We start from the raw sequence: 25,946 nt of genomic DNA, 5'->3' as shown, positions 1-25,946 counted from the left end.
CATTATTCCTCTACATCTTCACTAACGTCGTCTATGTTGTCGATCTCGTGATCTCCGTCAGAAATCTTCTCACGTACCTTTGCAATCTTGGCTACAGTTACTCCCTTATCAAGATTTATCATCTTAACTCCTGAGGTAACTCTGCCGTGAACTGAAATATCTGTCATTCTAAGCTGTATTATGGTTCCGGCATTGGTGATCATCATGATCTCATTGTCATCATTAACAGCCTTAACACCGATGACACTTCCTGTCTTCTCGGTGATCTTGTAGCACTTAACACCTTTTCCGCCTCTGAACTGAGAGTGGAATTCCTCAAGTGTTGTTCTCTTTCCGTATCCGTTCTCGGAAACAATGAGAAGTGAATCTCCCTGAGTATCTATCTGCATTCCGACAATCTCATCGGTATCATCAAGCATCATGCCGCGGACACCGATAGAGGATCTTCCTGTAGAGCGGACATCCTTCTCATCAAAGTGGATGCACATTCCGTTCTTGGTAACAAGGAAAATCTCGGAAGTCTTCTTGACTGTCTTAACCTCTATAAGCTCGTCATCATCACGAAGACTTATGGCAGCAAGTCCTGTCTTTCTCACATTTGAGAAATCAGTGATAGGAGTCTTCTTAACGGTACCTTTCTTGGTTACCATAAACAGGCTCTTATCATCATCTTCGAATCCCTGTACCGGGATCATCGCTGATATCTTTTCTCCGGGTGCCAGCTGAAGAAGGTTTACTATAGCCATTCCCCTTGAGGTTCTTGATGCCTCGGGAATCTGATAAGCCTTGAGTCTGTAAACTCTTCCCGTATTGGTGAAGAACATTACATAGTTGTGGGTGGTGGTCATTAGGATATCTTCCACAAAATCATTCTCGATGGTGGTGATTCCCTTAATTCCCTTGCCTCCACGGTTCTGGGACTTAAAGTTATCGATGGACATTCTCTTGATGTATCCAAGGTTTGTCATGGCGATAACTGTATTAACATTGGGGATAAGGTCCTCTGTATCAATATCGGAATCATCGTGACCGATCTGGGACTTTCTGTCATCGCCGTACTTGTCGGCAATCTCACTGATTTCTGTCTTGATAACTCCAAGAAGAACCTTCTTGTCTGCAAGGATTGCCTTTAACTCCTCAATCCTCTTTAAGAGCTCTGCGTGCTCCTGCTCAAGCTTGTCTCTTTCCAAGCCTGTCAGAGTACGAAGTCTCATATCAACGATAGCCTGGGCCTGAACATCTGAAAGACCGAAACGGCTCATCAACTGCTCTTTGGCAATGGCAACCGTCTCACTTCCTCTGATGATCTTTATCACTTCATCGATATTATCAAGAGCGATAAGCAGACCTTCCAGGATATGGTTTCTCTCCTCAGCCTTCTTTAAATCAAACTGAGTCCTTCTGGTCACAACCTCTTCCTGATGCCTGATATAGTGAGTGAGCATCTCGGTAAGGCTCATGATCTTAGGCTGATTATTTACAAGAGCCAGCATGATGATTCCGAAGGAATCCTGCATCTGGGTGTGCTTGTAAAGCTTATTGAGCATGATATTAGGGTTTACATCGGCACGAAGCTCAATTACAACGCGCATACCTTCTCTGTCTGATTCATCACGAAGGGCAGTAATACCGTCGAGCTTCTTAAGCTTAACAAGCTCGGCAATCTTTGAAATCATGTTAGCTTTATTTACAAGATAGGGAAGTTCCGTAATAACAATCCTGTTCTTACCGTTATTCATGGGCTCGATGTCAGTGACAGCCCTTACGATAACCTTACCTCTTCCTGTTCTGTAGGCTTCCTCGGCACCTCTTGTTCCAAGGATGATACCGCCTGTAGGGAAGTCGGGAGCCTTGACGATATCAAGGAGTTCGTCAATCTCTGTATCTCTGTCCTCAAGGATCTTGTTGTCTATCATTTTAACAACGGCTCTTACAACCTCCCTTAAGTTGTGAGGGGGAATGTTTGTAGCCATACCAACCGCAATACCGGTAGTACCGTTAACCAGAAGATTGGGAAATCTGCTGGGGAGTACCGAAGGCTCTTTTTCCGTCTCATCAAAGTTGGGAGTGAAATCAACAGTATCTTTGTTGATATCTGCAATCATCTCCATGGAGATCTTTGTAAGTCTTGCCTCTGTGTATCGCATGGCAGCTGCGCCGTCGCCGTCCACAGAACCGAAGTTTCCGTGACCGTCAACAAGGCAGTATCTCATGGACCAGGGCTGTGCCATATTTACCAAAGATCCGTAGATGGAGCTGTCACCGTGAGGGTGGTACTTACCCATGGTATCACCGACAATACGGGCACATTTACGATGGGGCTTGTCGGGACCGTTGTTGAGTTCCACCATGGAGTAGAGAATTCTTCTCTGAACCGGCTTAAGACCATCCCTTACATCAGGAAGAGCACGGGATGCGATAACGCTCATGGCGTAATCGATATAGTCGGATTCCATGGTCTTTTGAAGATCCACTTCCTTTATTCTGTCGGTAGTGGTCTTCTCATAACCCTCCTCCGGCATTTCGTTGTTGTTGTTTTTATTATCAGGCATTTTATAAAATTCCCCTTATCTTAAATATCAAGATTCTTTACAAACTTGGCATTCTTCTCGATGAACTCACGTCTGGGCTCTACCTTGTCGCCCATAAGAGTAGTAAAGGTAACATCAATATCTGATTCTGATTCTTCATCGATGTTAACCCTGAGAAGAACTCTGCTCTCGGGATCCATTGTTGTCTCCCAGAGCTGCTCGGGATCCATCTCACCAAGACCTTTGTATCGCTGAATCTTGTTGTTCTGATCACGTCCCACGTCATTTAAGATCTTGTTAAGCTCCTCATCACTGAAGGCATACCATACCTTCTTATTCTTCTCGAGCTTGTACAGCGGGGGCTGTGCCAGATATACATGGCCTTCCTTGATAAGCTGAGGCATGAATCTGTAGAGGAAGGTGAGCATAAGAGTAGCGATATGCGCACCGTCCACGTCCGCATCGGTCATGATGATGATCTTATCATAGCGAAGTTTGCTGATATCGAAATCGTCGTGGATACCTGTTCCGAAAGCAGTGATCATTGCCTTGATCTCGGCATTACCGTAGATCCTGTCAACCCTTGCTTTCTCAACGTTAAGGATTTTACCTCTTAAGGGAAGGATAGCCTGAGTAGCACGGCTTCTTGCTGTCTTAGCGGAACCGCCCGCAGAATCTCCCTCTACGATAAATATCTCGCAGTTCTTGGGATCCTTATCAGAACAGTCGGCAAGCTTTCCGGGAAGTCCAAGTCCGTCAAGAGCGTTCTTACGCCTTGTCATGTCCCTGGCTTTTCTTGCGGCATCTCTGGCTCTCTGAGCCATGATGGCCTTCTCAAGAATCTTCTTGGCTACTGAAGGATTCTGCTCAAGGAAGTAGGTGAGCTGCTCGCCAACGATGCTGGCAACAGCGCCTCTTGCCTCGGAGTTACCGAGTTTCTGCTTAGTCTGTCCCTCAAACTGAGGATCCTCTATCTTTACACTGATGATAGCTGTAAGGCCTTCTCTGATATCCTCACCGGTGAGGTTCTCTTCGTTGTCCTTAAGCATTTTGTTTGCTCTTGCATAATCATTGAAGGTCTTGGTGATTGCTGCCTTGAATCCTTCAAGATGTGTTCCTCCGTCAGGGGTATTGATATTGTTAACAAAGGTATAGATACTCTCTGTGTAGGAATCGTTATGCTGCAGTGAAACTTCAACGGCTACGTTGTTCTTGCTTCCTTCAAAGTACATGATCTCATCGTAGAGAGAAGTCTTGCTCTTATTGAGATACTGAACAAACTCCTTGATTCCGCCTTCGTAGTGGAAGGACTGAACTACCGGTTCTTCACCTTCCTCGACTCTCATGTCTGAAAGAGTGATCTTAAGTCCCTTGGTCAAAAAAGCCATCTCACGAAGTCTCTGCTTCAAAATGTTGTAGTCAAAGACTGTGGTCTCTTTAAATATCTCTGCATCAGGCTTGAAGTATACTCTTGTTCCCGTAACGTCCTTTGGAGCTTCTCCAACTTCCTTAAGGGAGTAGCATACCTTGCCTCTTTCATATCTTTGCTGATAAACCTTGCCGCCTCTTGTAACCTGAACCTCAAGCCACTCGGAGAGGGCATTAACAACAGATGCACCAACACCGTGAAGTCCGCCGGATACCTTGTATCCTCCACCGCCGAACTTTCCGCCTGCGTGAAGAATGGTAAATACTACTTCAACTCCGGTAAGACCGGACTTGTGATTGACGTCTACAGGGATTCCACGTCCGTTATCCTTTACAACGATGGTGTTATCCTCGTTTATGGTTACTTCGATGTGATCACAAAAACCTGCCAATGCTTCATCAACCGAGTTATCAACAATCTCGTAAACAAGATGATGAAGTCCTCTGCTGGCCGTGGTACCTATGTACATTCCGGGCCTTTTTCTTACTGCCTCCAAACCTTCAAGAATCTGGATCTGGTCGGCACCATACTGTACTGCTTCGTTGCTCATCCTTCACTCCTTAGTTCTCGCTGCTTACTGTACCATCAGTAACTTTAAACAGCTTATCTATTTCAAATCTGTTATTTACAAATTCATCAAGACCGGTACAGGTGATAATAGTCTGAATATCTCCTATGGTATTAAGAAGATAATTCTGTCTGTTACTGTCAAGCTCTGACAGAACATCATCCAGAAGAAGTACCGGATTTTCCTTCTTGGCTCTTTTTACAATTTCAATCTCTGCAAGTTTAAGAGACAGTGATGCAGTTCTTTGCTGTCCCTGGGATCCGAACTTTCTTATGTCGATTTCCCTGTTGTCTCCTTCGGATTCGGATTTTTTGCGTACAACAAAAGAAAAATCGTCCTTATGAGGACCAATCGTGGTCTGCTTGAGTATCATATCCTTCTTTCTGGCAGAAGATAATTTCTTTTCAAATTCATTTGCAGACACATTAGGCTCATAGAAAACAGACAGTATTTCTTTTCCTCCTGTCAGTTTCTCATGTATGGGACTGATGATTTCGTTAAGCTCCCGGATAAATTTTTCTCTGGCTTTGATTATGACGGATCCGTATTCGCACAGCTGCTTGTCCTGAACATCCAAAAGAACGCTGTTTTCAGGGTGCTCAAAAAGATCCTTAAGAACCTTATTTCTTTCGACTACAAGCTTGTTATACTTAGAAAGACTGTTTAGATATATCTGATCCAGCTGGCACAGTTCCATATCCATGAACCTGCGCCTTTCTGAGGGACCGTTCTTTATGATACTAAGATCTTCCGGTGAAAAAAATACTACGTTGAGTTTTCCTATAAGGTCGGAAGCCTTTTTGACTTTCTGACCGTCTATTGCAATTCCCTTGGATCTGCTGCTGCGAAGGTGCATATCCACCCTGTATTCAGCTCCATCTTTTTCAAGGATCGTTCTTATATGTGCTTCTTCCTTGCCAAATCTTATGATTTCCTTGTCTTTGCTGCCTTTGTGTGATTTGGTGGTAGCAGAGACAAAGATTGCCTCAAGAATATTGGTCTTACCCTGGGCATTGTCACCGTAAAGAATATTGGTACCACTGCTGAAATCTATTCTGAGGTTTTCATAATTTCTAAAATCCGCAAGCTCTAACGACTTAATTATCATTTCTCTACTTTTACCTGTACGCCGTCGTACTCAAAGATGTCGCCTTCGTAAAGCTTACGGCCTCTTCTTTCTTCTACTTCTCCGTTGACTTTAACAAGACCGGCAAGAATGTCGTTCTTGGCTTCAACTCCCGAACCCTCAAGACCGGCCTTTTTAAGGGCCTGTCCGAGTTTTATAAATTCATCTGTTTCTCTTAACTTTATAGTTTCCATCTGATAAATCCTTAATCAACTGTTGTGAAATTAACAGGAAGAACAAGATAAATATAAGCACCTTCTTTGTCCCTTATGAAGCATGGAGCCTTGGGATTAACAAGGTAAATATCTACTGTTTCGTCATCTATTACACGAAGTGCATCGATAAGGAATTTGGGATTAAAGCCTATCATCAGGTCTTTTCCCTGTTTCTCGATGTCAATTTCCTCATCCATGCTTCCTATAGCCGAATTGATCTTAAGTTCCATGGTTCCATCGGTAATGGAAATGATAACAGGCTTCTTGTCACCCTCTTTAACATAGATGGTGGCTCTGTCAATACAATCCAGGAACTCCTTTCTGTTGATGCTCATCTTGGTCTCGTAATCACTTGAGAGCATCTGATCGATACTGAAATATTCTCCTTCAATAAGTCTTGATACAACGATTGTCTTATCAAACTCGAAAAGAACATGCTTATCGGTAAAGAAGATGTTTACCATCTTCTCTGTGCTGTCACCTAAGATCTTACTGATCTCGTTTAATGTCTTGCCGGGAACAATAACTTTCTTGTAAGGATATGAAGCGCCAAGTTTAACCTTCCTAATGGAGATTCTGTGTCCGTCAAGAGAAACAAGCTTAAGGTTATCGCCGTCAACTTCAAAGAGCTCACCGCTCATCATCTTGTTATTGTCATTCTCTGCAATGGAGAAGATAGTCTGCTGGATAACATTTCTTAATGTATACTGAGTAACACTTACTCCGTCGATCTTCTCGATGGAGGGAAGATAAGTAAAGTCATCACCTTTTCTTCCTATGATGTTGAATTTAGCCTTACCGCAGCTGATGGTAACCTTATTGCTGCTGTCAGTCTCTACTGTAACTTCACTGTCGGGAAGCTTTCTTACAATATCACCGAAGATCTTGGATTCGATTGCAATAAGACCTCTCTCTATAATATTTCCGTCAACAACAGTCTGGATACCAAGTTCCATATCGTTGGCATTAAACTTGATAACACCTTCAGTAGCATCAACAAGGATACACTCAAGAATAGACATTGTTGTTTTGGAAGGAACAGCTTTTTGTACAATCTGTAATCCACCCATCAGATTTGCTTTTGAGCATACGAATTTCATCTGAACAATACTCCCTTCGGTTGCTAAATATAAAATAAATATAAATTAATAATTAAAATATTAATAATGATTGTTGATATGTGTAAAACCTATTCTATTATACAATTTCTAAGGCTTTTTTACAAACTTTTGATTGTTGAAAACAAAAAATAGTATGTTGAAAAATAAAAAGTTATAAACAAGGCAAATATAATGAAATTAGGGTGGAAAAAACTTATCCACCCTAATAAACAATCTATCCTCTTTTAATCAACAAAGTTATCAAGAATTTTATCCACAATTGTGTATAACTTAAAGTGAAGGATTGATCTTCTTGGAGATTATATCCAGATTCTTGCTAAGCTCGCTGTCTATTGCTTTCTTTTCTTTGATCCTGTCGATACCGTTCATAACTGTAGTGTGATCTTTTTTACCGAGAAGTCTTCCGATTTCTTCCAGAGAAACTTCTGTGTATTCCCTGCAAAGGTACATGATGATCTGTCTTGGTGTAACGATCTCTGTAAGACGCTTCTTGGAAACAATGTCTTCCTTTTTAACATTGTAGTGTTCACATACAGTATCAATGATAAGCTGAGGTGTTATAACCTTCGTGTTGTCCGGATATATAATATCTTTCAAAGCTTCCTTAGCATTTTCCAGTGTGATATCCACATTGTAAAGCTTGGAGTAAGCGATGATCTTGGTCAGAGCACCCTCAAGTTCTCTGATGTTGGATTTGATATTGGTGGCAATATAATCAAGAACTTCATTGTCTATCTTCTTGATAGTATTGGCATTGTTATCCGAATACTTCTTGAGGATAGCCATTCTGGTCTCATAATCGGGAGACTGGATATCGGCAATAAGTCCCATCTCGAATCTTGATCTGAATCTTTCTTCAAGTGTCTCCATTTCTTTCGGAGGCTTATCTGATGAAATGATTATCTGTTTTCCGGCCTGATGAAGATCATTGAAGGTGTGGAAAAACTGTTCCTGAGTTGCATCTTTTCCTATTATAAACTGAACGTCATCGACCATAAGAACATCAACGGTTCTGTACTTATCCCTGAGCTTGGCCATTCTCTCGGTCTTGCCGCTTCTGATGGATTCAATAACCTCGTTGGTGAACTGCTCGGAAGTAACATACAAAACCTTAGCACTTCGGTTATTCTCTATAATGAAATGTCCGATGGAGTGCATAAGGTGAGTCTTACCAAGTCCGGGACCTCCGTAAAGGAAAAGAGGGTTGTAAGCTGTTCCAGGAGATTCAGCAACAGCAAGAGCTGCGGAATGAGCAAACTTATTGTTGCTGCCTACAACGAAAGTATCAAATCTGTATTTGCTGTTAAGATTACTGGAATCATGATCCAGGTCAGATGAATACTGACTGTTGCCGTCATAATTATCGGAATCGTTTTGAGTTTCTTCATTATTAATAATGTCTTTGTTTAAAATAAAAGAAACATCAATCTCCATATCATCTAAAAGTTCGGATATGGCAACCTTGAAGAAAACAAGATAGTGATTGGGAACATAATCAAGAGACACAGCATTGTCATCAGAGATAACAACAATAACCGTGTTGTCCTTATATTCGTGGAAAACAAGAGGATCTACCCAGGTTCTGTAAGCTACATTTGTAATAGTAGCATCAGTTCTGACCTTTTCCTTGATGCTCTCCCAATTCTGTTTTAATTTTTCGGTGATTTCTGCAGATGATAGCATTAAAAAACTCCCCAACATACGTAAAATTAGACTTCTACTATTTTATATTAAAAGACTTTAAATATCAAACTCAGGTCATATTGTGGATAACTTTTTTTGAAACAGACGTTAAAATGGAAAAAATTAATTATTGTGGATAAGTCATGTATTATCCACCTTACCCTTTCAACTGTTATAAATGGCTTAAACATGCAGTTTTCAAGAAATTATAAAAAACTTATAAACCGATTTTTCCACAAAAATTTAAAAAAATGTGGATATCTTTTTAAAATATTTTTTTATGAACAAGTTATCCACAATTTCAACATTTTGGTGTGGATAATTTTTTTATCCACAATATGTTGTCGAAAAAAATGTGAAAAAAATTTTGTATCTGAGAGAATCCGAGAGTGGCTTATTTTGGGGCTTGACTGACATATTTTTATTTATTATAATTATAAAGATTTTTTCCACACTGGATATTAATTGTACCTTTAAGGTAATTATTTTCGATTAAAGAAGGAGGTGTTTCCGATATGAAGATGACATTCCAGCCTCATAAGCTTCAGAGAGCCAGAGTTCACGGCTTCAGAGCAAGAATGGCTACAAAGGGTGGCAGAAAAGTTCTTGCTGCCAGAAGAGCTAAGGGAAGAAAGAGATTATCAGCATGATTTTAAAGGCCGCAATTCTTTTGTGGCCTTTTTTCAACGCCCTAAGCTAAAGGAAGACAGAATGATTTTTTCACAGTCTTTAAAAAAGAATAATGAATTCCGAAATGTCTATGAGAACGGCAAAAGTTATGCTAATAAGACGATCGTTGTCTATGTGTGGGAAAATGGCAGTTCTATTAACAGAGTCGGAATATCATGCAGCAAAAAAATAGGGAACAGTGTTGTAAGGCACAGATTTGCAAGACTTGTTCGAGAAGCTTACCGGCTACATGAAAATATGTTCAATAGTGGTTTGGACATAGTAGTCGTAGCCAGAGCCTGTGCAAGAGATGCATCATATTTTGATATAGAAGAATCTCTTTTGTTTCTGGCGAGGAAGGCCCGCATAATGCAAAATGGCGGTAATTAATATGAAAGAGATACTTATCTTTCTGATCAAACTTTATAGGAAGTACATTTCTCCATTAAAGAGAACAAAATGTCCGTATATACCTACATGTTCTCAGTACGGACTGGAAGCAATAGAAAAATATGGAGCCTTAAAAGGGGGACTTTTGGCAATCTGGAGAATTTTAAGATGCAATCCTTTCTCCAGCGGCGGGTATGATCCGGTTCCATAATTTCGAGGAGGTTAATTTTGAAGGGAGTACTGCTCACACAGTATGGTGGTAAGATCGTAGGTCCCGTGGCATGGCTTTTGGGACATCTTATGAACGGAATCTTCAATGTGCTCAACAGCATTGGAATTCCCAACATCGGTCTTGCAATCATCATCTTTACTATTGTTATTTATCTATGTCTTTTACCTCTTACTTACAAACAGCAGAAGTTTTCCAAGCTTCAGGCTAAGATGAGTCCTGAGCTTCAGGCTATTCAGGCTAAGTATAAAGGTAAAAAAGACAACGACTCAATGCTTGCAATGCAGCAAGAGACCAAGGAAGTCTATGCCAAGTATGGAGTATCCCAGACAGGAAGCTGTCTTCAGCTTTTGATCCAGATGCCTATCCTGTTTGCACTCTATCGTGTTATTTATTCAATTCCTGCTTACGTTACTATCGTAAAAGATGCTTTTTCTCCCCTGGTGGAGAACCTTATGGAAACAGCAGGTGCTGCAGAGTTTCTTCAGAGCCTTAAGGGTGCTACACAGTTTTCAAGACAGTTTACCAATGATGCATTTGTAAACGGTGATGCTACTTATATTAAGAATACTTTTATCGACGTACTTAACAGAGCATCATCAGCGGACTGGGCAAGTATCACAAGCCAGTTCCCAAGTCTTTCTGATTCTATCGAGAAGACACACACTCTTTTGAACGGATACAACAATTTCCTTGGAATCAACATTGGTGATACACCTATGTACATGATCACCACAGGATTCCCTGAGAAGAACATCGGACTTCTGATCGGTGGACTTCTTGTTCCCATACTGGCTGCGCTTACTCAGTGGATCAACACTAAGCTTATGCCTCAGCCCAGCAATAACGACAAGCCCAATCCCGATGATCCTACAGCTCAGATGCAGCAGTCAATGAAGACAATGAATGTCATGATGCCTATCATGTCAGCATTCTTCTGTTTGAGTCTTCCTGCAGGTATGGGTATCTACTGGATTGCCGGTGCTGTTATCAGATCAATTCAGCAGGTAGTTATCAATAAGCATATTGACAAGATCGATATAGATGCTGAGATTGCCAAGAATACAGCTAAGTACAAAGAGAAGCAGGAGAAGCTTAAGACTACTCGTAACATGAGTATGTATGCTAATCTCTCCACAAGAAAGGACGATCTTTCAAGCAAGAATTCTTCAGTTTCAGAAGCTGAGAAGGAAGCAAAGATAAAGAGCGCCCAGGATGTTTATAAGAACAACAAGATTCGTAAGGATTCACTTCTTGCCAAGGCTAACATGGTAAAGGAATTCAACGAGAATAATAACAACGACTAATAGAATATAATCCGGAGGTTACATAAGTACGATGGAATATCAGGAGTTTTCTGCAAAGAATGTAGATGATGCAATCACTGAAGCTTGTGAAACTCTTATGGTAACAAGCGACAGACTTGATTATGAAGTTATTTCAAACGGATCTTCAGGATTTCTTGGTATAGCAGCTAAGCCTGCAGTTATCAAAGCAAGGATCAAAGAAGAAGAGCCTAAGGTTGAAAAGGAAGAGAAGACCGAGAAGGTTGAAGTAAAGAAAGAAAACAAATCCGAGAAGAAGCCTGAGAAAAAGGCTGCTGAGAAAAAGCCCGAAGTCAAAGAAGAAAAAGAGACTAAGGAAGTTAAGGAAAATGCAGTTCCTGTAAATGCCGAGGAAGTTGTTGCCAAGGCAAATGCATTCCTGAAAGAAGTATTTGCTGCAATGAACATGGAAGTAGAAGTTAATTCAAAGTTCAGAGCAGAGGACAACATTTTGGACGTAGAGCTCAGCGGAGCAGAGATGGGAGTTCTCATCGGCAAGAGAGGACAGACACTGGATTCACTTCAGTACCTCATCTCACTGGTAGTTAACAGAGACACTGCTGATTATGTTCATGTAAAAGTTGATACAGAGAACTACAGAGAGAGAAGAAAAGCTACACTTGAGAACCTTGCCAAGAACATCGCATATAAGGTAAGAAAGACAAGACAGTCTGTTGCTCTTGAGCCTATGAACCCTTATGAGAGAAGGATCATCCACTCAGCACTTCAGAATGACAAATACGTTACAACTCACAGTGAAGGTGATGAGCCTTTCAGAAGAATAGTAGTTACTTTAAAGAAATAATTTCAACTAGATACCCCTCGAGCACAGCCTTGAGGGGTTTTGTTTAGGTAAAGACCATGGGCAGTGTTCTTAATAATTTCAAAGATGATACAATTTGTGCCATTGCAACCGCCATGTCTGATGCCGGAATCGGTATCATAAGAGTAAGCGGAAAAGAAGCACTCCAGATATGTGACGGAATCTATGTCTCCGGGAAGAAGGAACATACTCTTTTATCTCATGATCCGAATACTATAAGGTTCGGATATATTTGTGATGAAGATGGAGATAACAGAAAGATCATTGATGAAGTGATGATCTCTTATATGAAAGCACCTCACAGTTATACCAAAGAAGATGTTATAGAGATCAACAGTCACGGCGGAATGCTGGTGATGAATGAGATCCTTTCTCTTCTGATAAAAAAAGGCTGCAGGCTTGCCGAGCCCGGTGAGTTTACCAAGAGAGCTTTTTTGAACGGAAGGATTGACCTTACCAAAGCCGAAGCTGTAATGGATATCATCGGAGCACAGAATAAGTTTGCTCTTGAGAGTTCCAGAAGCCAGCTTCAGGGAAGTATTTCCAAAGAAGTAAAAGCGATAAGAAAAGAACTTTTGTATAATATGGCCTTTATCGAATCCGCACTTGATGATCCTGAGAACTATGATCTTACAGGATTTCCTGAAAAGCTGAGCGGAGTGATAAATACCGTTTCTTTTAAACTTAGGAAACTTGTTTCCACAGCTGATGAAGGAAAGATAAGAAAAGAAGGCATTAAAACTGTTATTATAGGAAAGCCCAATGCAGGAAAGTCCTCACTTCTTAATGCACTATACGGAAGTGAAAGGGCAATCGTTACTGATATTGCCGGAACCACAAGAGATGTTATCGAAGAGACCATTAGAATTGATGACATAGTTCTTAACCTTGTGGACACAGCCGGTATCAGAGATACAGATAATGTTATAGAAAAGATAGGTGTGGACAAGGCCAAGGACAAGATTGAAGAAGCCGATCTTTGTCTTTACATTCTTGATTCCACCTCTGACATAGATGATGAAGATAAGGCTATAGCCGGTCTTTGCTCAAATAAGAAGACTATAGTTATACTTAATAAGAACGATCTTACAGGAAGTATTAAAATAACAAAAGATATTCTTCCTATGCTTTTTTCGGAAAGGGAAGACGATAATATTCCTGTCATTACTGCTTCTCTTCTCAATGGAGAAGGCATTGATGAATTAAAGAAATCCATAGCGGATATTTTCTTTAACGGTGATATTGCACCGAGGCAGGAAATCTATATTACAAATCTAAGACATAAGACATTACTTGAAGGATCGATACAAAGTCTTGAGCTTGTGCTTCGTGGAATTGAAGACGGAGTATCGGAAGATTTTTATATGGTTGATCTTACAAATGCATATACTTTACTGGGTGAGATCATTGGTGAAGAAGTTGGAGATGATCTGGTGGAAGAAATATTCTCCAAGTTCTGTATGGGAAAATAAGAAATGTTAGATATAAGAGAAAAATCGGATGTAATAGTTATAGGTGCCGGTCATGCCGGATGTGAAGCTGCTCTTGCCTGTTCAAGGCTTGGGCTTTCAACTGTTGTCTTTACAATGAGTGCTGACAACATTGCTTTTATGCCCTGCAATCCTCACATCGGCGGATCTTCGAAGGGACATCTTGTAAGAGAGATTGATGCTCTAGGCGGAGAGATGGGAAAAGTAATCGATAAGACTTTTCTTCAGTCCAAGATGCTCAATACCTCCAAAGGACCTGCGGTTCATTCCTTAAGATGCCAGGCTGATAAGATGGAATATTCCAAAGCAATGAGAAGAGTTTTGGAAGAGCAGGATAATCTTACCATCAAGCAGGCAGAAGTTTCCGAGATCCTTTTTGAAGATATTGAAGATGAGACCTTAAGAAGAGAAGGCTATAAGAGAAGGATCATTGGCGTTAAGATTTTTTCAGGAATCATCTATGAAGCCAAGGCGGTAATTCTTTGTACCGGAACATATTTAAAGAGCCGTTGTCTTACAGGTGAGGCAATTACCTACAGTGGGCCGAATGGTCTTTTACCTTCTAACTATTTATCAGAATCACTTATTAAAGCCGGTATCGAACTTAGAAGATTTAAGACAGGAACCCCTGCCCGAATGGATGGAAGATCGATCGATTATTCCAAAATGTCCGAGCAGTTTGGTGATACGCCTGTTATTCCTTTCTCATTTGATACAGATCCAAAGGATGTTCAGAAGCCACAGGTTTCATGCTGGCTCACATATACAAACGAAAAAACACATGAAATAATACGACAAAACATAGATAGATCACCTATATATGCAGGTATCATAGAAGGTGTGGGACCAAGGTATTGTCCTTCAATTGAAGATAAGGTAGTTAAGTTTCCTGATCATGAAAGACATCAGGTCTTTGTTGAACCTGAAGGTACTTATACCAATGAGATGTACATTGACGGAATGTCCTCTTCACTTCCTGAGGATGTTCAGCTTGCCATGTACAGAACAGTTCCCGGTCTTGAAAATTGTAAGATAGTTAAGAATGCATATGCTATTGAATACGATTGCCTTTGCCCGGGTCAGCTTCATCCTACTTTGGAGATCAAAGATATCCGCGGTCTTTTCAGTGCCGGTCAGTTCAATGGTAGCAGTGGTTATGAAGAAGCAGCTGCCCAGGGTCTTTATGCAGGTATCAATGCTTCAATGCAAATCCTTGGTAAAGATTATATTTACATTGACAGGTCCGAAGGGTATATCGGAGTTCTTGTAGATGACCTTGTTACTAAAGAGAATTTTGAACCCTATAGAATGATGACCTCCCGTGCTGAGTACAGATTACTTCTTCGCCAGGATAATGCGGATATAAGACTTCGAAAAAAAGGGTACGAAGTAGGTCTTATCAGTGAGGAGAAATATAAGAAGTTACTTTTAAAAGAAGAACAGATACAAATGGAAGTGGATAGACTTAAGAAGACAGTTGTTGGTGCCAATGCCAGGATCCAATCCTTCATGGAAAAGAATGGAAGCTCACCTTTAAAAACAGCTACATCTCTTGCCGAACTTATCTGCAGACCGGAATTCAATTATGAGAATATAAAAGAGATTGATCCGGACAGAGAGGAGCTTCCTTTTGATGTTACCGAACAGGTAGAGATAACAATAAGATACGAAGGATATATAGACAGGCAGCAAAGACAGGTTGAACAGTTCAAGAAACTTGAGTCTAAACTGATACCTGCTGATATTGATTACGATGATGTATCAAGTCTGCGCCTTGAGGCAAGACAGAAACTTGAAAAGTTCAGACCGGTAAATATAGGACAGGCATCACGAATAGGTGGAGTTAATCCCGCTGATATTTCTGTGCTAATAATCTATCTTGATTCATTACGTCGAGGACAGAGTGATGAGAACTAAGTACAATAATATGATCAAAGATTTTACTGAGTATGGTATAGCGCTTACCGATGATCAGCTTAAGCAGTTTGATACTTACTATTCCATGCTGGTGGAATGGAATAAGGTTATGAATCTTACAGGCATCACGGATTTTGATGATGTTTGCAGACTTCACTTTACTGACAGTATCAGCAGTGCCGGATATTTTGATTTTAAGGGAAAAGAACTATCGCTTATAGATATAGGAACCGGGGCAGGCTTTCCGGGTATTCCTCTTAAGATTGTTTTCCCTCAACTTAATATCACATTATTGGACTCATTGAATAAGAGACTTAATTTTCTTAATGCTGTTATAGATGAACTTCATCTTAATGATACAGGTTCCATAAAAACACTTCATGGAAGAGCTGAAGATTTCTGCCAAAAGAAGGAAGGTTCTTTAAGAGAGACTTTCGATGTTGCAGTCTCAAGAGCAGTTGCCAATATGGCTACCTTATCAGAATATTGTCTTCCCTATGTAAAGGTGGGCGGATCTTTTCTTGCATATAAAAGCGAGAAGGCAGAAGGTGAACTTTCTGAGGCAAAGGGAGCCATTCATCTTCTTGGGGGTAAACTTGAAGCTGCAAATGAATTTGTTTTACCCGGTTCGGATATATCAAGAACAATATGTATAGTTAAGAAGGTTGAACCGACTTCTAAGAAGTATCCCCGCAAGGCCGGAGTTCCTTCAAGGCAACCTCTGAAATAGATATAGTGGTATTGAATGTTTTATGTACAAAATGTTTCACGTGAAACATTAGATTCAGATACAATTTAAAATACAAAAAATTGTTTCACGTGAAACATATAAACTCAATATATTGTGAGTTCCACGTGAAACATCAAAATATAGTTAACAAATTGTAGAAATTAAAAATACAATTATTACCACAATATATAGTCTGATATGTAATATTATCCTCGGCGATTAATAAAATAATATAATCGCCGACTATATTTTGTGATAAAATCATAATAGCGTTTTAGAGTTGGAGGAATGATGGGTAGAATAATAGCGATTGCAAATCAAAAGGGTGGAGTAGGTAAGACGACTACTACCATCAATCTTGCTGCCGCTCTGGCAGAAAAAAAGAAGAAAGTTCTGGTAGTGGATACCGATCCCCAGGGAAATACAACAAGTGGTTTTGGTCTGGACAGATCCCAGATTGAGAACACGGTTTATCAGCTGATGATTGATGAGTGTTCGATCGATGAAGCAATAATCAAAGATGTTCTTGAAGATCTTCCGGGTCTTGATATACTTCCTGCCAATGTAGATCTGGCAGCTGTGGAAGTAGAGCTCATGGATGTGGAAGAGAAGGAGTTCATTCTTCAGAGAGCACTTAATGAAGTAAAGGACAAATATGACTTCATAGTTATTGACTGCCCGCCTTCACTGAGTATGCTGACAGTCAATTCCATGACAAGTGCAAGTACGGTTCTTGTTCCTATTCAGTGTGAGTACTATGCACTGGAAGGATTAAGCCAGTTGATCCATACAGTTAACCTGGTAAAAGACAGATTGAATCCCGAACTTGAGATGGAAGGTGTAGTGTTCACCATGTTTGATTCAAGAACAAACCTTTCTCTTCAGGTAGTAGAAAATGTAAAAGAGAATATCGAGGAGCATGTCTACAAGACAATCATCCCGAGAAATATTCGTCTTGCCGAGGCACCAAGTTACGGACTGCCTATCACTCTGTATGAACCCAAGTCTGCCGGAGCAGAAGCATACAGATTACTGGCTCAGGAAATAATCGACAGGAAATTTAACTAATATACGGAGGAAATATAATGGCAGCAAAGAGGGGACTGGGCAAGGGTCTTGATGCAATGATCCCTGCCAAGAAAACAGTTGCTAAATCAAAACCTGTAGTGGAGAACCACGTTGAGGGACAGGTTGTTAATGTAAACATTACAAAGGTTGAGCCTAACAGGAATCAGCCAAGAAAAACATTTGATGAAGACAGCATGGAGGATATGATTGACAGTATCAAACAGATCGGTATCATCAATCCTCTTATTGTAGTAGATAAGGGCGATCACTACATGATCGTCGGCGGTGAGAGAAGATGGAGAGCCGCTCAGAAGGTTGGGTTAAAAGAGGTTCCTGTTATCATCAAGGATCTCACCGAAGAGCAGATCGCAGTTTATTCCATCATCGATAACGTTCAGAGAGAAGATGTAAATCCCATCGAAGCAGCCCTGGCTTTCCAGAAGCTCATCGATGATTTCGGTTATACTCAGGATGCTATTGCAAAGAACATTTCAAAGAGCCGCGTATATGTTACCAACTCCTTAAGACTTCTCAAACTCTGTGACAAGGTTCGGGAAATGGTAGTTCAGGGTCAGCTTTCCACCGGTCATGCAAGGGCACTTATCCCTGTAGAGGACCCCGAGCAGCAGTTTGAACTTGCCCAGAAAGTATTCGATGAAGAACTCAGCGTTAGAGCAGCTGAGAAGATGGTCAAGAATCTTGGAAAGACCAAGCCCAAGAAGACCAAGACAAATACCAGTCAGAGTCTTGATGCTGTATACGGTCAGCTTTCAGAGAAATGCAAACAGGCAATCGGAACAAAGGTCGAGATCATCTCAAAGGGAGATGGAACAGGAAAGATCGAGATAGAGTTCTACAGTTCCGATGATCTTGAGAAGATCACCGACAGACTTTGCAGAGAATAATCATAAGGTTGGGGGGACAATATGAACAGCAATATATTTAATGCCATCGGATTGGGAAATCTGGATCCCGCAATTCTTTTTATAGTAATGCTGGTTCTGGTGATAGTTCTTTTTGTATTAAACATTCTTCAGTCCAAGAAATTGGAAAAACTTACCAGGAAATACAATAAGTTCATGAACGGTAAGGAAGCCGAATCACTGGAGGAAGAAATCGTAGGTCTTTTCCATGATAACAGGATGATCCGTGCTGAGAATGACAAGAACCGGAAGGACATCATTGATATCAACAGAAGACTTGGCAGAACCTTCCAGAAGATCGGACTTGAGAAGTACGATGCCTTCAGTCATGACGGAGGAAAACTTAGTTTTGCTCTGTGCATGCTGGATGAGAATGACAACGGATTCCTTTTAAACTCAGTTCATAATTCAGACGGAATGAACTATTCCTATTCAAAAGCCATCAATGCCGGTGTTGCGGATGTGGAACTGAGCAGAGATGAAAAGAGAGCGCTGGATCAGGCGCTGGACAGTGGAAACAGGTAATATTTAATAAAATATAATTGTATAAAATATATTTATAGCGGAGGAGATCAACATGATCGACATTAAGTTCCTAAGAGAAAATCCTGATGTAGTCAGGGAGAACATCAAGAAGAAATTTCAGGATGAGAAGCTCCCTCTGGTAGACGAGGTCATCGCCTTAGATACCGAGAGAAGAAGCAATCAGCAGAAGGCTGATGAGATCAGAGCTCACAGAAATAAGATTTCCAAGGAAATTGGCGGTCTTATGGCTCAGGGTAAAAAGGAAGAGGCCATGGCTCTCAAGGATGAAGTAGCCAAGGAAGCCAAGGAGCTTGAGGAGCTTGAAGCTAAGCAGAAGGAGCTGGACGAGCAGGTTACAAATAAGATGATGATCATTCCTCAGATCATCGACGATTCAGTTCCCATCGGAAAAGATGATTCAGAGAACGTAGAGATCCAGAAGTACGGAGATCCCGTGGTTCCCGATTTCGAGATTCCTTATCACACAGATATCATGGAGAGCTTTAGCGGTATCGACCTTGATGCAGCAAGAAGAGTAGCAGGTAACGGTTTCTATTACCTCATGGGCGACATTGCAAGACTCCATTCAGCAGTTATCTCCTATGCAAGAGATTTCATGATCGACAGGGGATTCACCTATTGCGTTCCTCCTTTCATGATCCACGGCAATGTTGTTGCCGGTGTTATGAGCTTCCCTGAGATGGAGGCCATGATGTACAAAATCGAGGGCGAGGATCTGTACCTTATCGGAACCAGTGAGCATTCAATGATCGGTAAGTTCATCGACCAGATCGTTCCCGAAGAGCAGATGCCCATGGCTCTTACCAGCTATTCACCTTGCTTCAGAAAAGAGAAAGGTGCTCACGGCATTGAGGAGAGAGGCGTTTACAGAATCCATCAGTTTGAGAAGCAGGAGATGGTTGTTATCTGTAAGCCCGAGGATTCCAAGACCTGGTATGACAAGCTTTGGCAGAACACGGTAGATCTCTTCAGAACTCTGGACATTCCTGTAAGAACTCTGGAGTGCTGCTCAGGAGATCTGGCAGATCTTAAGTGCAAGAGCTGCGACGTTGAGGCATGGTCACCCAGACAGAAGAAGTACTTCGAGGTAGGAAGCTGCTCCAACCTTGGAGATGCTCAGGCAAGAAGACTTAAGATCAGAATCAAGGGCAAGGACGGTAACTATCTTGCTCATACCCTTAACAATACAGTAGTTGCTCCTCCCAGAATGCTCATCGCATTCCTTGAGAACAACCTTCAGGCTGACGGAACCGTTAAGATCCCTGAAGTTCTCAGACCTTACATGGGTGGAAAAGAGCTGCTTGTTCCAAACAAGAAGTAATTTATCCGGAAAAGAGGTAAGAACCCGTTGCATAAATATCTCAGGGCTGTGGGATTTTCCAACATCAAGGAAAGAAAAGAATTAACAAATCTCATAACAAGTACAATTCAGCAGGCCCAGAGGCGGTCCTACATCACCAACAACGACAATGTGATTCTGTCGGAGTTTGACAGAGATTACGCCGAAGATATAGGTATCGCAGTCTGCGGAGAATTTGATGATGAGGATAAGTTCATCTACGAATATTACTATCCTTATCTTGTGCCCTCCGCCGTCAGTACCGAAGAGGACCTGAATGTGGAGCGCCATGCTGCCAACTATTCCTACGCGGGTGTTTGCAACGAACCCAGGATCGGGGTCACCCTTATCTTTTACCTTCAGAACATGATCCCGTACATCAAGTACGAGAATGAGGACAAGTTTCCCATAAAGGGAACAACTTTAAGCCTCTCAGCCCTTTCGGTAGGCGGTCAGATCCTTATGCCGATCCACAAGACAGAAGAGGAAAAAGAGGCAGCGAAAAGAAAGAACAATTACAGAAATAAGCTTATAAACAGCGCCAGACGCGGGGACGAGACAGCCATCGAGTCCCTGACTCTGGAGGACATGGACCTTTACACAACCCTGTCCAAGAAGATAAGAAAGCAGGATGTTTTCAGTCTCGTTGATACCTACTTTATGCCCTACGGAGTTGAGTGCGACCACTACTCGGTTCTTGGTGAGGTGGTGAGCACAAGACTTGTGGAGAATAAGTTCACCGGCGAGTTTGTCTACATCATGAGGATCAATTGCAATGACCTTGAATTTGATGTCTGCATCAACAGGGAGGACCTTATGGGAGAACCTGCCGTAGGCCGCAGATTCAAGGGAAATATATGGATGCAGGGACATATCAATTATCCCGAAGCAAAATAAAAAGGAGGAAATGATCATGGCAACACCCCACAACAGTGCAGAAAAAGGCGATTTCGCAAAAACCGTTCTCATGCCCGGTGATCCTTTAAGGGCTAAATTCATCGCAGAGAACTTTCTTACAGATATCAAATGTGTAAACGAAGTCAGAGGAATGTTGGGCTTTACCGGTAAGTACGAGGGAAAAGAGGTGTCTGTAATGGGACACGGAATGGGAATCCCTTCAATCGGTATCTATACCTATGAGCTCTTCAATTTCTATGACGTTGACAATATCATCAGAGTAGGCAGCGCAGGCGGCCTTCAGGACAAGGTAAACGTAATGGACATCATCTTTGCCCAGGGCGCTCACACAGATTCCAACTACGGATTCCAGTACGGACTTCCCGGAACCTTCGCTCCTACAGCAAGCTATAACATCCTTGAGAAGGCAGTAGCAATTGCCAAGGAGAAGGGCGTAACTTATCACGTTGGTGATGTTCTTTCTTCAGATGCTTTCTACAAGAAGTGCAATGAGAGTGAGCTCTACAGAAACTACGGCGCTCTTGCAGTAGAGATGGAGACACCCGCTCTTTACATGAACGCAGCAGAGGCCGGCAAGAATGCTCTTACAATACTTACCTGCTCAGATCATCTCTTCAAGAGTGAGGAGCTCACAGCAAAAGAGCGTGAGACAGGATTTACTGACATGATGGAGATTGCACTTAAGACTGCAATTCAACTTTAATAATGAAAATGTAGAGGAAGCTGATCAGTTCAGCTTCCTTTCTTTTTGGGTTTGTTTAATCCATCTCTTCTCTGGTGATATTCCTGGCCCATTTATGACTGTAAAAGTGCTTTAATACCCAGGGCCATTTAACAAACTCATCCGTACAAAGTAAGAAGAACACTACTTTTACTGGAAACTTGAACACGAAGGCTGACAAAAGTCCCAGAGGTACAGCGTAGCACCACATATCTATGGTGTCGCAGATAAAACCGAATTTGCTGTCTCCTCCTGCTCTGAAGATACCGGCAATAAGGCAGGTGTTTACTGCAGTTCCCATGATGTAGTAGGTGCTGATGAGCAGCATGAATTTAAGATAATCCAGCGCCTTGGGAGTGAGAGAAGCGTGGGTAAGTGCAAAGGGCATGACGAGGGCAACGATGATTCCGCCAAGTACTCCTGCAAGTATAGTCAGACGAAAGAGCGTGTGAGCTGCCTTTATTCCTTCATCTCTTTGACCGCTTCCAAGGATCTGACCTACGATGATGCCTGTAGCTGATGCCATTCCGAAGCAGAAGACCGTACCGAGGTTTCGCACGACATTTGTAATGGAATAGGCGGCTACCATGTCATTTCCCAGGTGACCGATTATCACGGAGTACATGGAAAAAGCCAGTGACCAGGACAGGTCATTACCTATCGCCGGCAGAGCCATGGAAAAGAAATCCTTCTCTAAAAGCCTGTGCCGTTCAAACATGGGCTTTATTGAGAGTTTTACTTCGGCGCCTGCAAAAGAAATCACGATGCAGAATATGAGCTGGATCAGTCTGCTTAGCGTTGTAGCGACGGCTACGCCGATAACTCCAAGCTTTGGAACTCCGAAAAGTCCAAAGATAAAAAGAGCATTCAGACAGACATTAACAATAAGTGCTGTGGTCTCGATCACTGTACTTGTTCCGACTCTTCCGATACAGCGCAGAATTGCCATATACACTGCGCTTATGGCCCAGAACAAAAGGCCGGGTGCGATGAAGCGAAGGTACTTTGCGCCCAGATCTATAAGCACCGGGTCGGAAGTATAGATAAACATCAGCTTATCCGGAATCGTTACGCACAAAAATGCACCAAGTGCTGCAACCGACAGCGAGAACTTAAGGCCGATTCCTTCAATCTTTTCAATGGTCACAAGGTCGCCTTTGCCATAATACTGAGCTGCCAGCATAGCAATTCCTGTACCAATTCCGTAGAGCAGCATGAACAAAATTCCCACAAGGGAGTTTGCCAGAGAAACTGCGCTAATGGCATTCTGACCTACGTAGTTGAGCATCAGTACATCTGCACTGTTAACCGATGCATCGATTATATTTTGAAATATGATAGGCAGAGCAACTACCCATATTTTTCTGTATAGAGATTTTTTATTATTCACTTTTTATTATCTTTCCGTCTTGAATCAAAAGTTTTTCTGTTGCAACGTGATCCACAAAAGTCCTGTCGTGGGATACGAAAACAAGAGTCCCTTCGTACTCCATAAGAAGTCTCTCCAGTGCTTCGATTGATGGAATATCCAGGTAGTTGGTAGGCTCGTCCAGAATCAGGAAATTCACGTCCGACACAAACAGCATTGCAAAGGACAGCTTCATCCTCTCACCGCCCGAGAGTTCCGACGCTTTCTTCTGAATATCTCTTTCTGTTAAAAGAAGTCTCGCAAGAATGATACGGGCTATGCTTTCCTTCTGGATACTTACATTCCTGACATTTTCAAGGACAGTCTTGTCCATGTCGATCTGGCTCATGTTCTGCCTTGCGTAGCCAATCTTTGCTCCGGGAACCACATAGACTCCCTCGCGTCTGTCGATAAGTTCAATCAGGGTTGTCTTACCTGCGCCGTTATTTCCCACAAGAGCTACCTTGGCTCCATTTTTAATTATAAAATCCGCATCATCAAAAATCAGCTTATCTCCGTATCCAAAGGAAAGATGTTCTCCTCTTATGACTATCGGGTTCCTTGGAGGATTGGTGAGCCTGAAATCCGGGCGGGCAACGGGCTCTTCCTTGGGCTTTTCTTTGACCTCCATGTGCTCAATTCTCTTAAGCACGTTCTCTGCGCTCTTTTCCAGGCTCCGGGCCTTATCCTCGGGCTTTCTGTTTCCACAAAGGGCAATGGCTTTAGCTTCGCTGGATGTCAGATTTTTTGGCTTTTTCACAACGCTTTTTGCCTTGGCTTTTTTCTGAAGATATACACCCTGGAGTCTTTTTTTCTCGGCCTGGTAATTCTCATACTCCGCGTACTGGCTCTTTTTCAAAAGAGCTTTCTGCTCAAGATAGTCATCGTAGTTGCCGTCAAAGAAATTCAGCTCTCCAAAGGATACTTCCACGATCCTGTCACAGACAGCATTCAAAAGGGCACGATCGTGGCTGATAAGGACCAGCGTCTCGATTTCACAAAGTCTTTTTCTCAAAAGCTCAACCCCTGCACTATCGAGATTCGATGTGGGCTCATCGAGAAAGGCAACAGCCCTTTGACTGGAAAAGAGCTGTGATAGTCTTATCCTGGTATTCTCACCGCCACTGACATTCTCCTGCCAGAGCTGATCAGAGACTCCAAGCTTACCTGCCTCGGAATAATCAGCATCGTCATAACTTAGCCCGTCTCCGAACTGCTCAAAATAGAAAGGTGTGCAGTACTGGGAAACCTTACCCTTTGTGGGTTCAATTGTTCCTGCAAGAACCTTCAAAAGAGTAGTCTTTCCGGCTCCGTTTATTCCCACAAGCCCGACCTTCTCGCCCTCGTAGAGATAGAACCTCTCAAAGTCAAGAACAGTCTGCTCTCCGTATGTTACTTCTATATTTTCTGCTTCAATCAGTATTTTTTTGGACATGAGTACCTCCTTTCGAAGGATTGGATTACATATTTCTGTTGTAGATCTTTTTAACGTGCTCTCTGTTTCCGCCGATGATAAGGAGGGCTGCTACCACGGTGGACAGCTCGAATATCAGAAGAACTGCTCTTTGATCCAGCACCAGCGTAAGAACACCTGCCAAAAGCTCTGCGATCAGTGATCCGGAAGTTGACAGCACCTGAAATGCGCCGTTGAATCTTCCCTTGTTCTCATCAGGAACGTAGCTCTGGGTGGATGAAATCCTTATGGTGTAACTGGTAACTCCCCCGACTCCCACAAAGAAGCTAAGCAGCATTGCCATAGGAATGGGAGTGTAGAGATATAGTCCCTCAAATACCCCGATCATGATATAGACGCAAAGGGCAATGGTAAATTTTCGGTTTGCTCCAAGTTTTTTCCTGTAATGGAAAGCTCCCCCCAGGGCTCTTCCAACGAAGCTCATGCCAAAGATCAGCATGAAAAGGTACTCGCCGTTTTCAAAATTACCTTTAAAGTAGGGAAGGCAGATTACATTTGCCGCGCCTCCAGCCATTGAGCTGAACAGGAAGTAGACGGCGATGGCCATAAGTCCTTTCTCGGAAAAGAGATATCTAAATCCTTCCTTTATATCAACAAGAACACGGCCGACTTTTGAAAGATCCTCACCTTCGATACTTTTCTTTTGCTTTTCGATGTAGTTTTCTTTTGCTCTTATCTGAGTCTCCAGAGTTGCTGCAACCAAAAAGCAAACAGAGTTGACCATAAGAAGCGGGCCCATTCCGAAGAGTTTATAGAAAAAGGTTGCCACCGGGACCATGAAAATCGCAAAAGTCTCAAGGACGCTGGCTATGGAGTAAGCTTTTGAATAGTTCCCCTCAGTGATCAACAGCGGATAGAAGCTGTCGTAAGCTACCATGTAGATGCTGCCGACAGATCCGACTATTAAGCTAAACAGTGCAAACAGCGGAAAATTGAACCATCCGCGGGATAAGAGTATTCCAAGGAGCAGGTAGAGACCACCCATGGTAAAGTCCAGGGTGTAGATCATCTTTTTTCTTGAGAACCTGTCCAGAATGGCGCCTGAAATTATCGGTACAATAAGCTGCGGAACTGTGTATGTCATAAGGTAGATCGCATAGAGCATTGTGGAGCCTGTGTAATCAAGGACCATAAGACTCAGTGCAAATCCGGCCATACTGTTTCCCAGCATGGAGACAACGCTGCCTACGGTAATTATGGTAAAGTCCCTTGTCCAAAGGGGATTTCTGATTTCTAATTGATTTGAAGTTGTATTATCCATGATGTCCTCCTAAGTTGGTCAATAAAAAAATCCGTCTGCACT

Annotated in this window: 23 protein-coding genes; 14 read left to right on the top strand and 9 right to left on the bottom strand. The window is 42.1% G+C overall.

Translation table 11 applies throughout. The features are described 5' to 3' along the window. Positions 1-2 precede the first annotated feature (2 nt). The 6 genes from gyrA to dnaA all read right to left on the bottom strand — a co-directional run bounded on the left by gyrA (position 3) and on the right by dnaA (position 8,673). Positions 3-2,522, bottom strand: coding sequence for a DNA gyrase subunit A (gene gyrA, locus T456_RS0110310; RefSeq protein WP_035801872.1), 2,520 nt, complete (start codon positions 2,520-2,522; stop codon positions 3-5). A 50-nt stretch (positions 2,523-2,572) separates the two neighbouring features. Further along, the gene (gene gyrB, locus T456_RS0110305) at positions 2,573-4,510 is read right to left on the bottom strand and encodes a DNA topoisomerase (ATP-hydrolyzing) subunit B (protein ID WP_024866086.1); all 1,938 of its coding nucleotides are present in this window, start codon (positions 4,508-4,510) and stop codon (positions 2,573-2,575) included. Between the two features lie 10 nt (positions 4,511-4,520). Further along, positions 4,521-5,636 carry a DNA replication/repair protein RecF gene (gene recF / locus T456_RS0110300; protein ID WP_024866085.1) on the bottom strand — a complete coding sequence of 372 codons (1,116 nt, stop codon included), beginning with the start codon at positions 5,634-5,636 and terminating at the stop codon, positions 4,521-4,523. Further along, positions 5,633-5,848, bottom strand: coding sequence for an RNA-binding S4 domain-containing protein (locus T456_RS0110295; RefSeq protein ID WP_024866084.1), 216 nt, complete (start codon positions 5,846-5,848; stop codon positions 5,633-5,635). The genes recF and T456_RS0110295 overlap by 4 nt, the downstream gene beginning before the upstream one ends. A gap of 11 nt (positions 5,849-5,859) precedes the next feature. Beyond that, entirely contained in the window at positions 5,860-6,969 is a 1,110-nt protein-coding gene (gene dnaN, locus T456_RS0110290; protein ID WP_024866083.1) for a DNA polymerase III subunit beta, read from the bottom strand. Between the two features lie 291 nt (positions 6,970-7,260). Beyond that, on the bottom strand, positions 7,261-8,673 hold the full coding sequence (gene dnaA / locus T456_RS0110285) for a chromosomal replication initiator protein DnaA (RefSeq protein WP_242835918.1): 1,413 nt from the start codon (positions 8,671-8,673) through the stop codon (positions 7,261-7,263). Between the two features lie 515 nt (positions 8,674-9,188). Here dnaA and rpmH point away from each other — a divergent pair. The 14 genes from rpmH to deoD all read left to right on the top strand — a co-directional run bounded on the left by rpmH (position 9,189) and on the right by deoD (position 21,743). Then, positions 9,189-9,323, top strand: a complete 135-nt coding sequence (gene rpmH, locus T456_RS0110280) for a 50S ribosomal protein L34 (RefSeq protein ID WP_013282343.1) — start codon at positions 9,189-9,191, stop codon at positions 9,321-9,323. Between the two features lie 61 nt (positions 9,324-9,384). After that, positions 9,385-9,732 (top strand): ribonuclease P protein component, encoded by a 348-nt coding sequence (gene rnpA / locus T456_RS0110275; protein ID WP_024866081.1) that lies wholly within the window; start codon positions 9,385-9,387, stop codon positions 9,730-9,732. Between the two features lies 1 nt (position 9,733). After that, entirely contained in the window at positions 9,734-9,943 is a 210-nt protein-coding gene (gene yidD / locus T456_RS0110270) for a membrane protein insertion efficiency factor YidD (protein WP_024866080.1), read from the top strand. Positions 9,944-9,960: 17 nt separating this feature from the next. After that, positions 9,961-11,268 (top strand): YidC/Oxa1 family membrane protein insertase, encoded by a 1,308-nt coding sequence (locus T456_RS0110265; RefSeq protein WP_024866079.1) that lies wholly within the window; start codon positions 9,961-9,963, stop codon positions 11,266-11,268. Between the two features lie 31 nt (positions 11,269-11,299). Next, positions 11,300-12,091 carry an RNA-binding cell elongation regulator Jag/EloR gene (jag, locus tag T456_RS0110260; protein WP_024866078.1) on the top strand — a complete coding sequence of 264 codons (792 nt, stop codon included), beginning with the start codon at positions 11,300-11,302 and terminating at the stop codon, positions 12,089-12,091. A gap of 56 nt (positions 12,092-12,147) precedes the next feature. Further along, a complete protein-coding gene (mnmE, locus tag T456_RS0110255; RefSeq protein ID WP_024866077.1) occupies positions 12,148-13,581 on the top strand; it encodes a tRNA uridine-5-carboxymethylaminomethyl(34) synthesis GTPase MnmE in 1,434 nt (477 codons plus the stop codon). A 3-nt stretch (positions 13,582-13,584) separates the two neighbouring features. Then, a complete protein-coding gene (gene mnmG / locus T456_RS0110250; RefSeq protein ID WP_024866076.1) occupies positions 13,585-15,516 on the top strand; it encodes a tRNA uridine-5-carboxymethylaminomethyl(34) synthesis enzyme MnmG in 1,932 nt (643 codons plus the stop codon). Further along, positions 15,506-16,246, top strand: a complete 741-nt coding sequence (gene rsmG / locus T456_RS0110245; RefSeq protein ID WP_024866075.1) for a 16S rRNA (guanine(527)-N(7))-methyltransferase RsmG — start codon at positions 15,506-15,508, stop codon at positions 16,244-16,246. Before mnmG ends, rsmG begins: the two co-directional genes overlap by 11 nt. 291 nt (positions 16,247-16,537) lie before the next feature. Continuing rightward, complete coding sequence (locus T456_RS0110240) at positions 16,538-17,314, top strand: ParA family protein (protein ID WP_024866074.1); 777 nt, start codon at positions 16,538-16,540, stop codon at positions 17,312-17,314. A 17-nt stretch (positions 17,315-17,331) separates the two neighbouring features. Beyond that, entirely contained in the window at positions 17,332-18,219 is an 888-nt protein-coding gene (locus T456_RS0110235; protein ID WP_024866073.1) for a ParB/RepB/Spo0J family partition protein, read from the top strand. A 21-nt stretch (positions 18,220-18,240) separates the two neighbouring features. Further along, positions 18,241-18,762 (top strand): DUF4446 family protein, encoded by a 522-nt coding sequence (locus T456_RS0110230; RefSeq protein ID WP_024866072.1) that lies wholly within the window; start codon positions 18,241-18,243, stop codon positions 18,760-18,762. 52 nt (positions 18,763-18,814) lie between these two features. Next, positions 18,815-20,104 carry a serine--tRNA ligase gene (gene serS, locus T456_RS0110225; RefSeq protein ID WP_024866071.1) on the top strand — a complete coding sequence of 430 codons (1,290 nt, stop codon included), beginning with the start codon at positions 18,815-18,817 and terminating at the stop codon, positions 20,102-20,104. Between the two features lie 27 nt (positions 20,105-20,131). Beyond that, the gene (locus tag T456_RS0110220; protein ID WP_024866070.1) at positions 20,132-21,019 is read left to right on the top strand and encodes a DUF3881 family protein; all 888 of its coding nucleotides are present in this window, start codon (positions 20,132-20,134) and stop codon (positions 21,017-21,019) included. Positions 21,020-21,035: 16 nt separating this feature from the next. Beyond that, a complete protein-coding gene (deoD, locus tag T456_RS0110215) occupies positions 21,036-21,743 on the top strand; it encodes a purine-nucleoside phosphorylase (RefSeq protein WP_035801786.1) in 708 nt (235 codons plus the stop codon). A 55-nt stretch (positions 21,744-21,798) separates the two neighbouring features. Here deoD and T456_RS0110210 read toward each other — a convergent pair whose 3' ends face one another. From T456_RS0110210 to T456_RS0110200, 3 genes are read right to left on the bottom strand one after another with little or no spacing between them, the layout of a single operon-like run. Next, positions 21,799-23,151, bottom strand: coding sequence for an MATE family efflux transporter (locus T456_RS0110210; protein ID WP_024866068.1), 1,353 nt, complete (start codon positions 23,149-23,151; stop codon positions 21,799-21,801). After that, positions 23,144-24,604 (bottom strand): ribosomal protection-like ABC-F family protein, encoded by a 1,461-nt coding sequence (gene abc-f, locus T456_RS0110205; protein ID WP_035801870.1) that lies wholly within the window; start codon positions 24,602-24,604, stop codon positions 23,144-23,146. Before abc-f ends, T456_RS0110210 begins: the two co-directional genes overlap by 8 nt. 25 nt (positions 24,605-24,629) lie before the next feature. Further along, positions 24,630-25,904 carry an MFS transporter gene (locus tag T456_RS0110200; RefSeq protein WP_024866066.1) on the bottom strand — a complete coding sequence of 425 codons (1,275 nt, stop codon included), beginning with the start codon at positions 25,902-25,904 and terminating at the stop codon, positions 24,630-24,632. Positions 25,905-25,946: the final 42 nt, after the last annotated feature.

Source organism: Butyrivibrio sp. FCS014 (genome assembly GCF_000526935.1).
Taxonomy (GTDB): domain Bacteria; phylum Bacillota; class Clostridia; order Lachnospirales; family Lachnospiraceae; genus Butyrivibrio.
This window is presented reverse-complemented; position numbering and strand designations above follow the sequence as displayed.

Excerpts from the sequence above, each read along its gene's own strand:
- gyrA (WP_035801872.1), bottom strand. The coding sequence starts at position 2,522 with ATGCCGGAGGAGGGTTATGAGAAGACCACTACCGACAGAATAAAGGAA.
- gyrB (WP_024866086.1), bottom strand. The coding sequence starts at position 4,510 with ATGAGCAACGAAGCAGTACAGTATGGTGCCGACCAGATCCAGATTCTT.
- recF (WP_024866085.1), bottom strand. The coding sequence starts at position 5,636 with ATGATAATTAAGTCGTTAGAGCTTGCGGATTTTAGAAATTATGAAAAC.
- T456_RS0110295 (WP_024866084.1), bottom strand. The coding sequence starts at position 5,848 with ATGGAAACTATAAAGTTAAGAGAAACAGATGAATTTATAAAACTCGGA.
- dnaN (WP_024866083.1), bottom strand. The coding sequence starts at position 6,969 with ATGAAATTCGTATGCTCAAAAGCAAATCTGATGGGTGGATTACAGATT.
- dnaA (WP_242835918.1), bottom strand. The coding sequence starts at position 8,673 with ATGCTATCATCTGCAGAAATCACCGAAAAATTAAAACAGAATTGGGAG.
- rpmH (WP_013282343.1), top strand. The coding sequence starts at position 9,189 with ATGAAGATGACATTCCAGCCTCATAAGCTTCAGAGAGCCAGAGTTCAC.
- rnpA (WP_024866081.1), top strand. The coding sequence starts at position 9,385 with ATGATTTTTTCACAGTCTTTAAAAAAGAATAATGAATTCCGAAATGTC.
- yidD (WP_024866080.1), top strand. The coding sequence starts at position 9,734 with ATGAAAGAGATACTTATCTTTCTGATCAAACTTTATAGGAAGTACATT.
- jag (WP_024866078.1), top strand. The coding sequence starts at position 11,300 with ATGGAATATCAGGAGTTTTCTGCAAAGAATGTAGATGATGCAATCACT.
- mnmE (WP_024866077.1), top strand. The coding sequence starts at position 12,148 with ATGGGCAGTGTTCTTAATAATTTCAAAGATGATACAATTTGTGCCATT.
- mnmG (WP_024866076.1), top strand. The coding sequence starts at position 13,585 with ATGTTAGATATAAGAGAAAAATCGGATGTAATAGTTATAGGTGCCGGT.
- rsmG (WP_024866075.1), top strand. The coding sequence starts at position 15,506 with ATGAGAACTAAGTACAATAATATGATCAAAGATTTTACTGAGTATGGT.
- T456_RS0110240 (WP_024866074.1), top strand. The coding sequence starts at position 16,538 with ATGGGTAGAATAATAGCGATTGCAAATCAAAAGGGTGGAGTAGGTAAG.
- T456_RS0110235 (WP_024866073.1), top strand. The coding sequence starts at position 17,332 with ATGGCAGCAAAGAGGGGACTGGGCAAGGGTCTTGATGCAATGATCCCT.
- T456_RS0110230 (WP_024866072.1), top strand. The coding sequence starts at position 18,241 with ATGAACAGCAATATATTTAATGCCATCGGATTGGGAAATCTGGATCCC.
- serS (WP_024866071.1), top strand. The coding sequence starts at position 18,815 with ATGATCGACATTAAGTTCCTAAGAGAAAATCCTGATGTAGTCAGGGAG.
- deoD (WP_035801786.1), top strand. The coding sequence starts at position 21,036 with ATGGCAACACCCCACAACAGTGCAGAAAAAGGCGATTTCGCAAAAACC.
- abc-f (WP_035801870.1), bottom strand. The coding sequence starts at position 24,604 with ATGTCCAAAAAAATACTGATTGAAGCAGAAAATATAGAAGTAACATAC.
- T456_RS0110200 (WP_024866066.1), bottom strand. The coding sequence starts at position 25,904 with ATGGATAATACAACTTCAAATCAATTAGAAATCAGAAATCCCCTTTGG.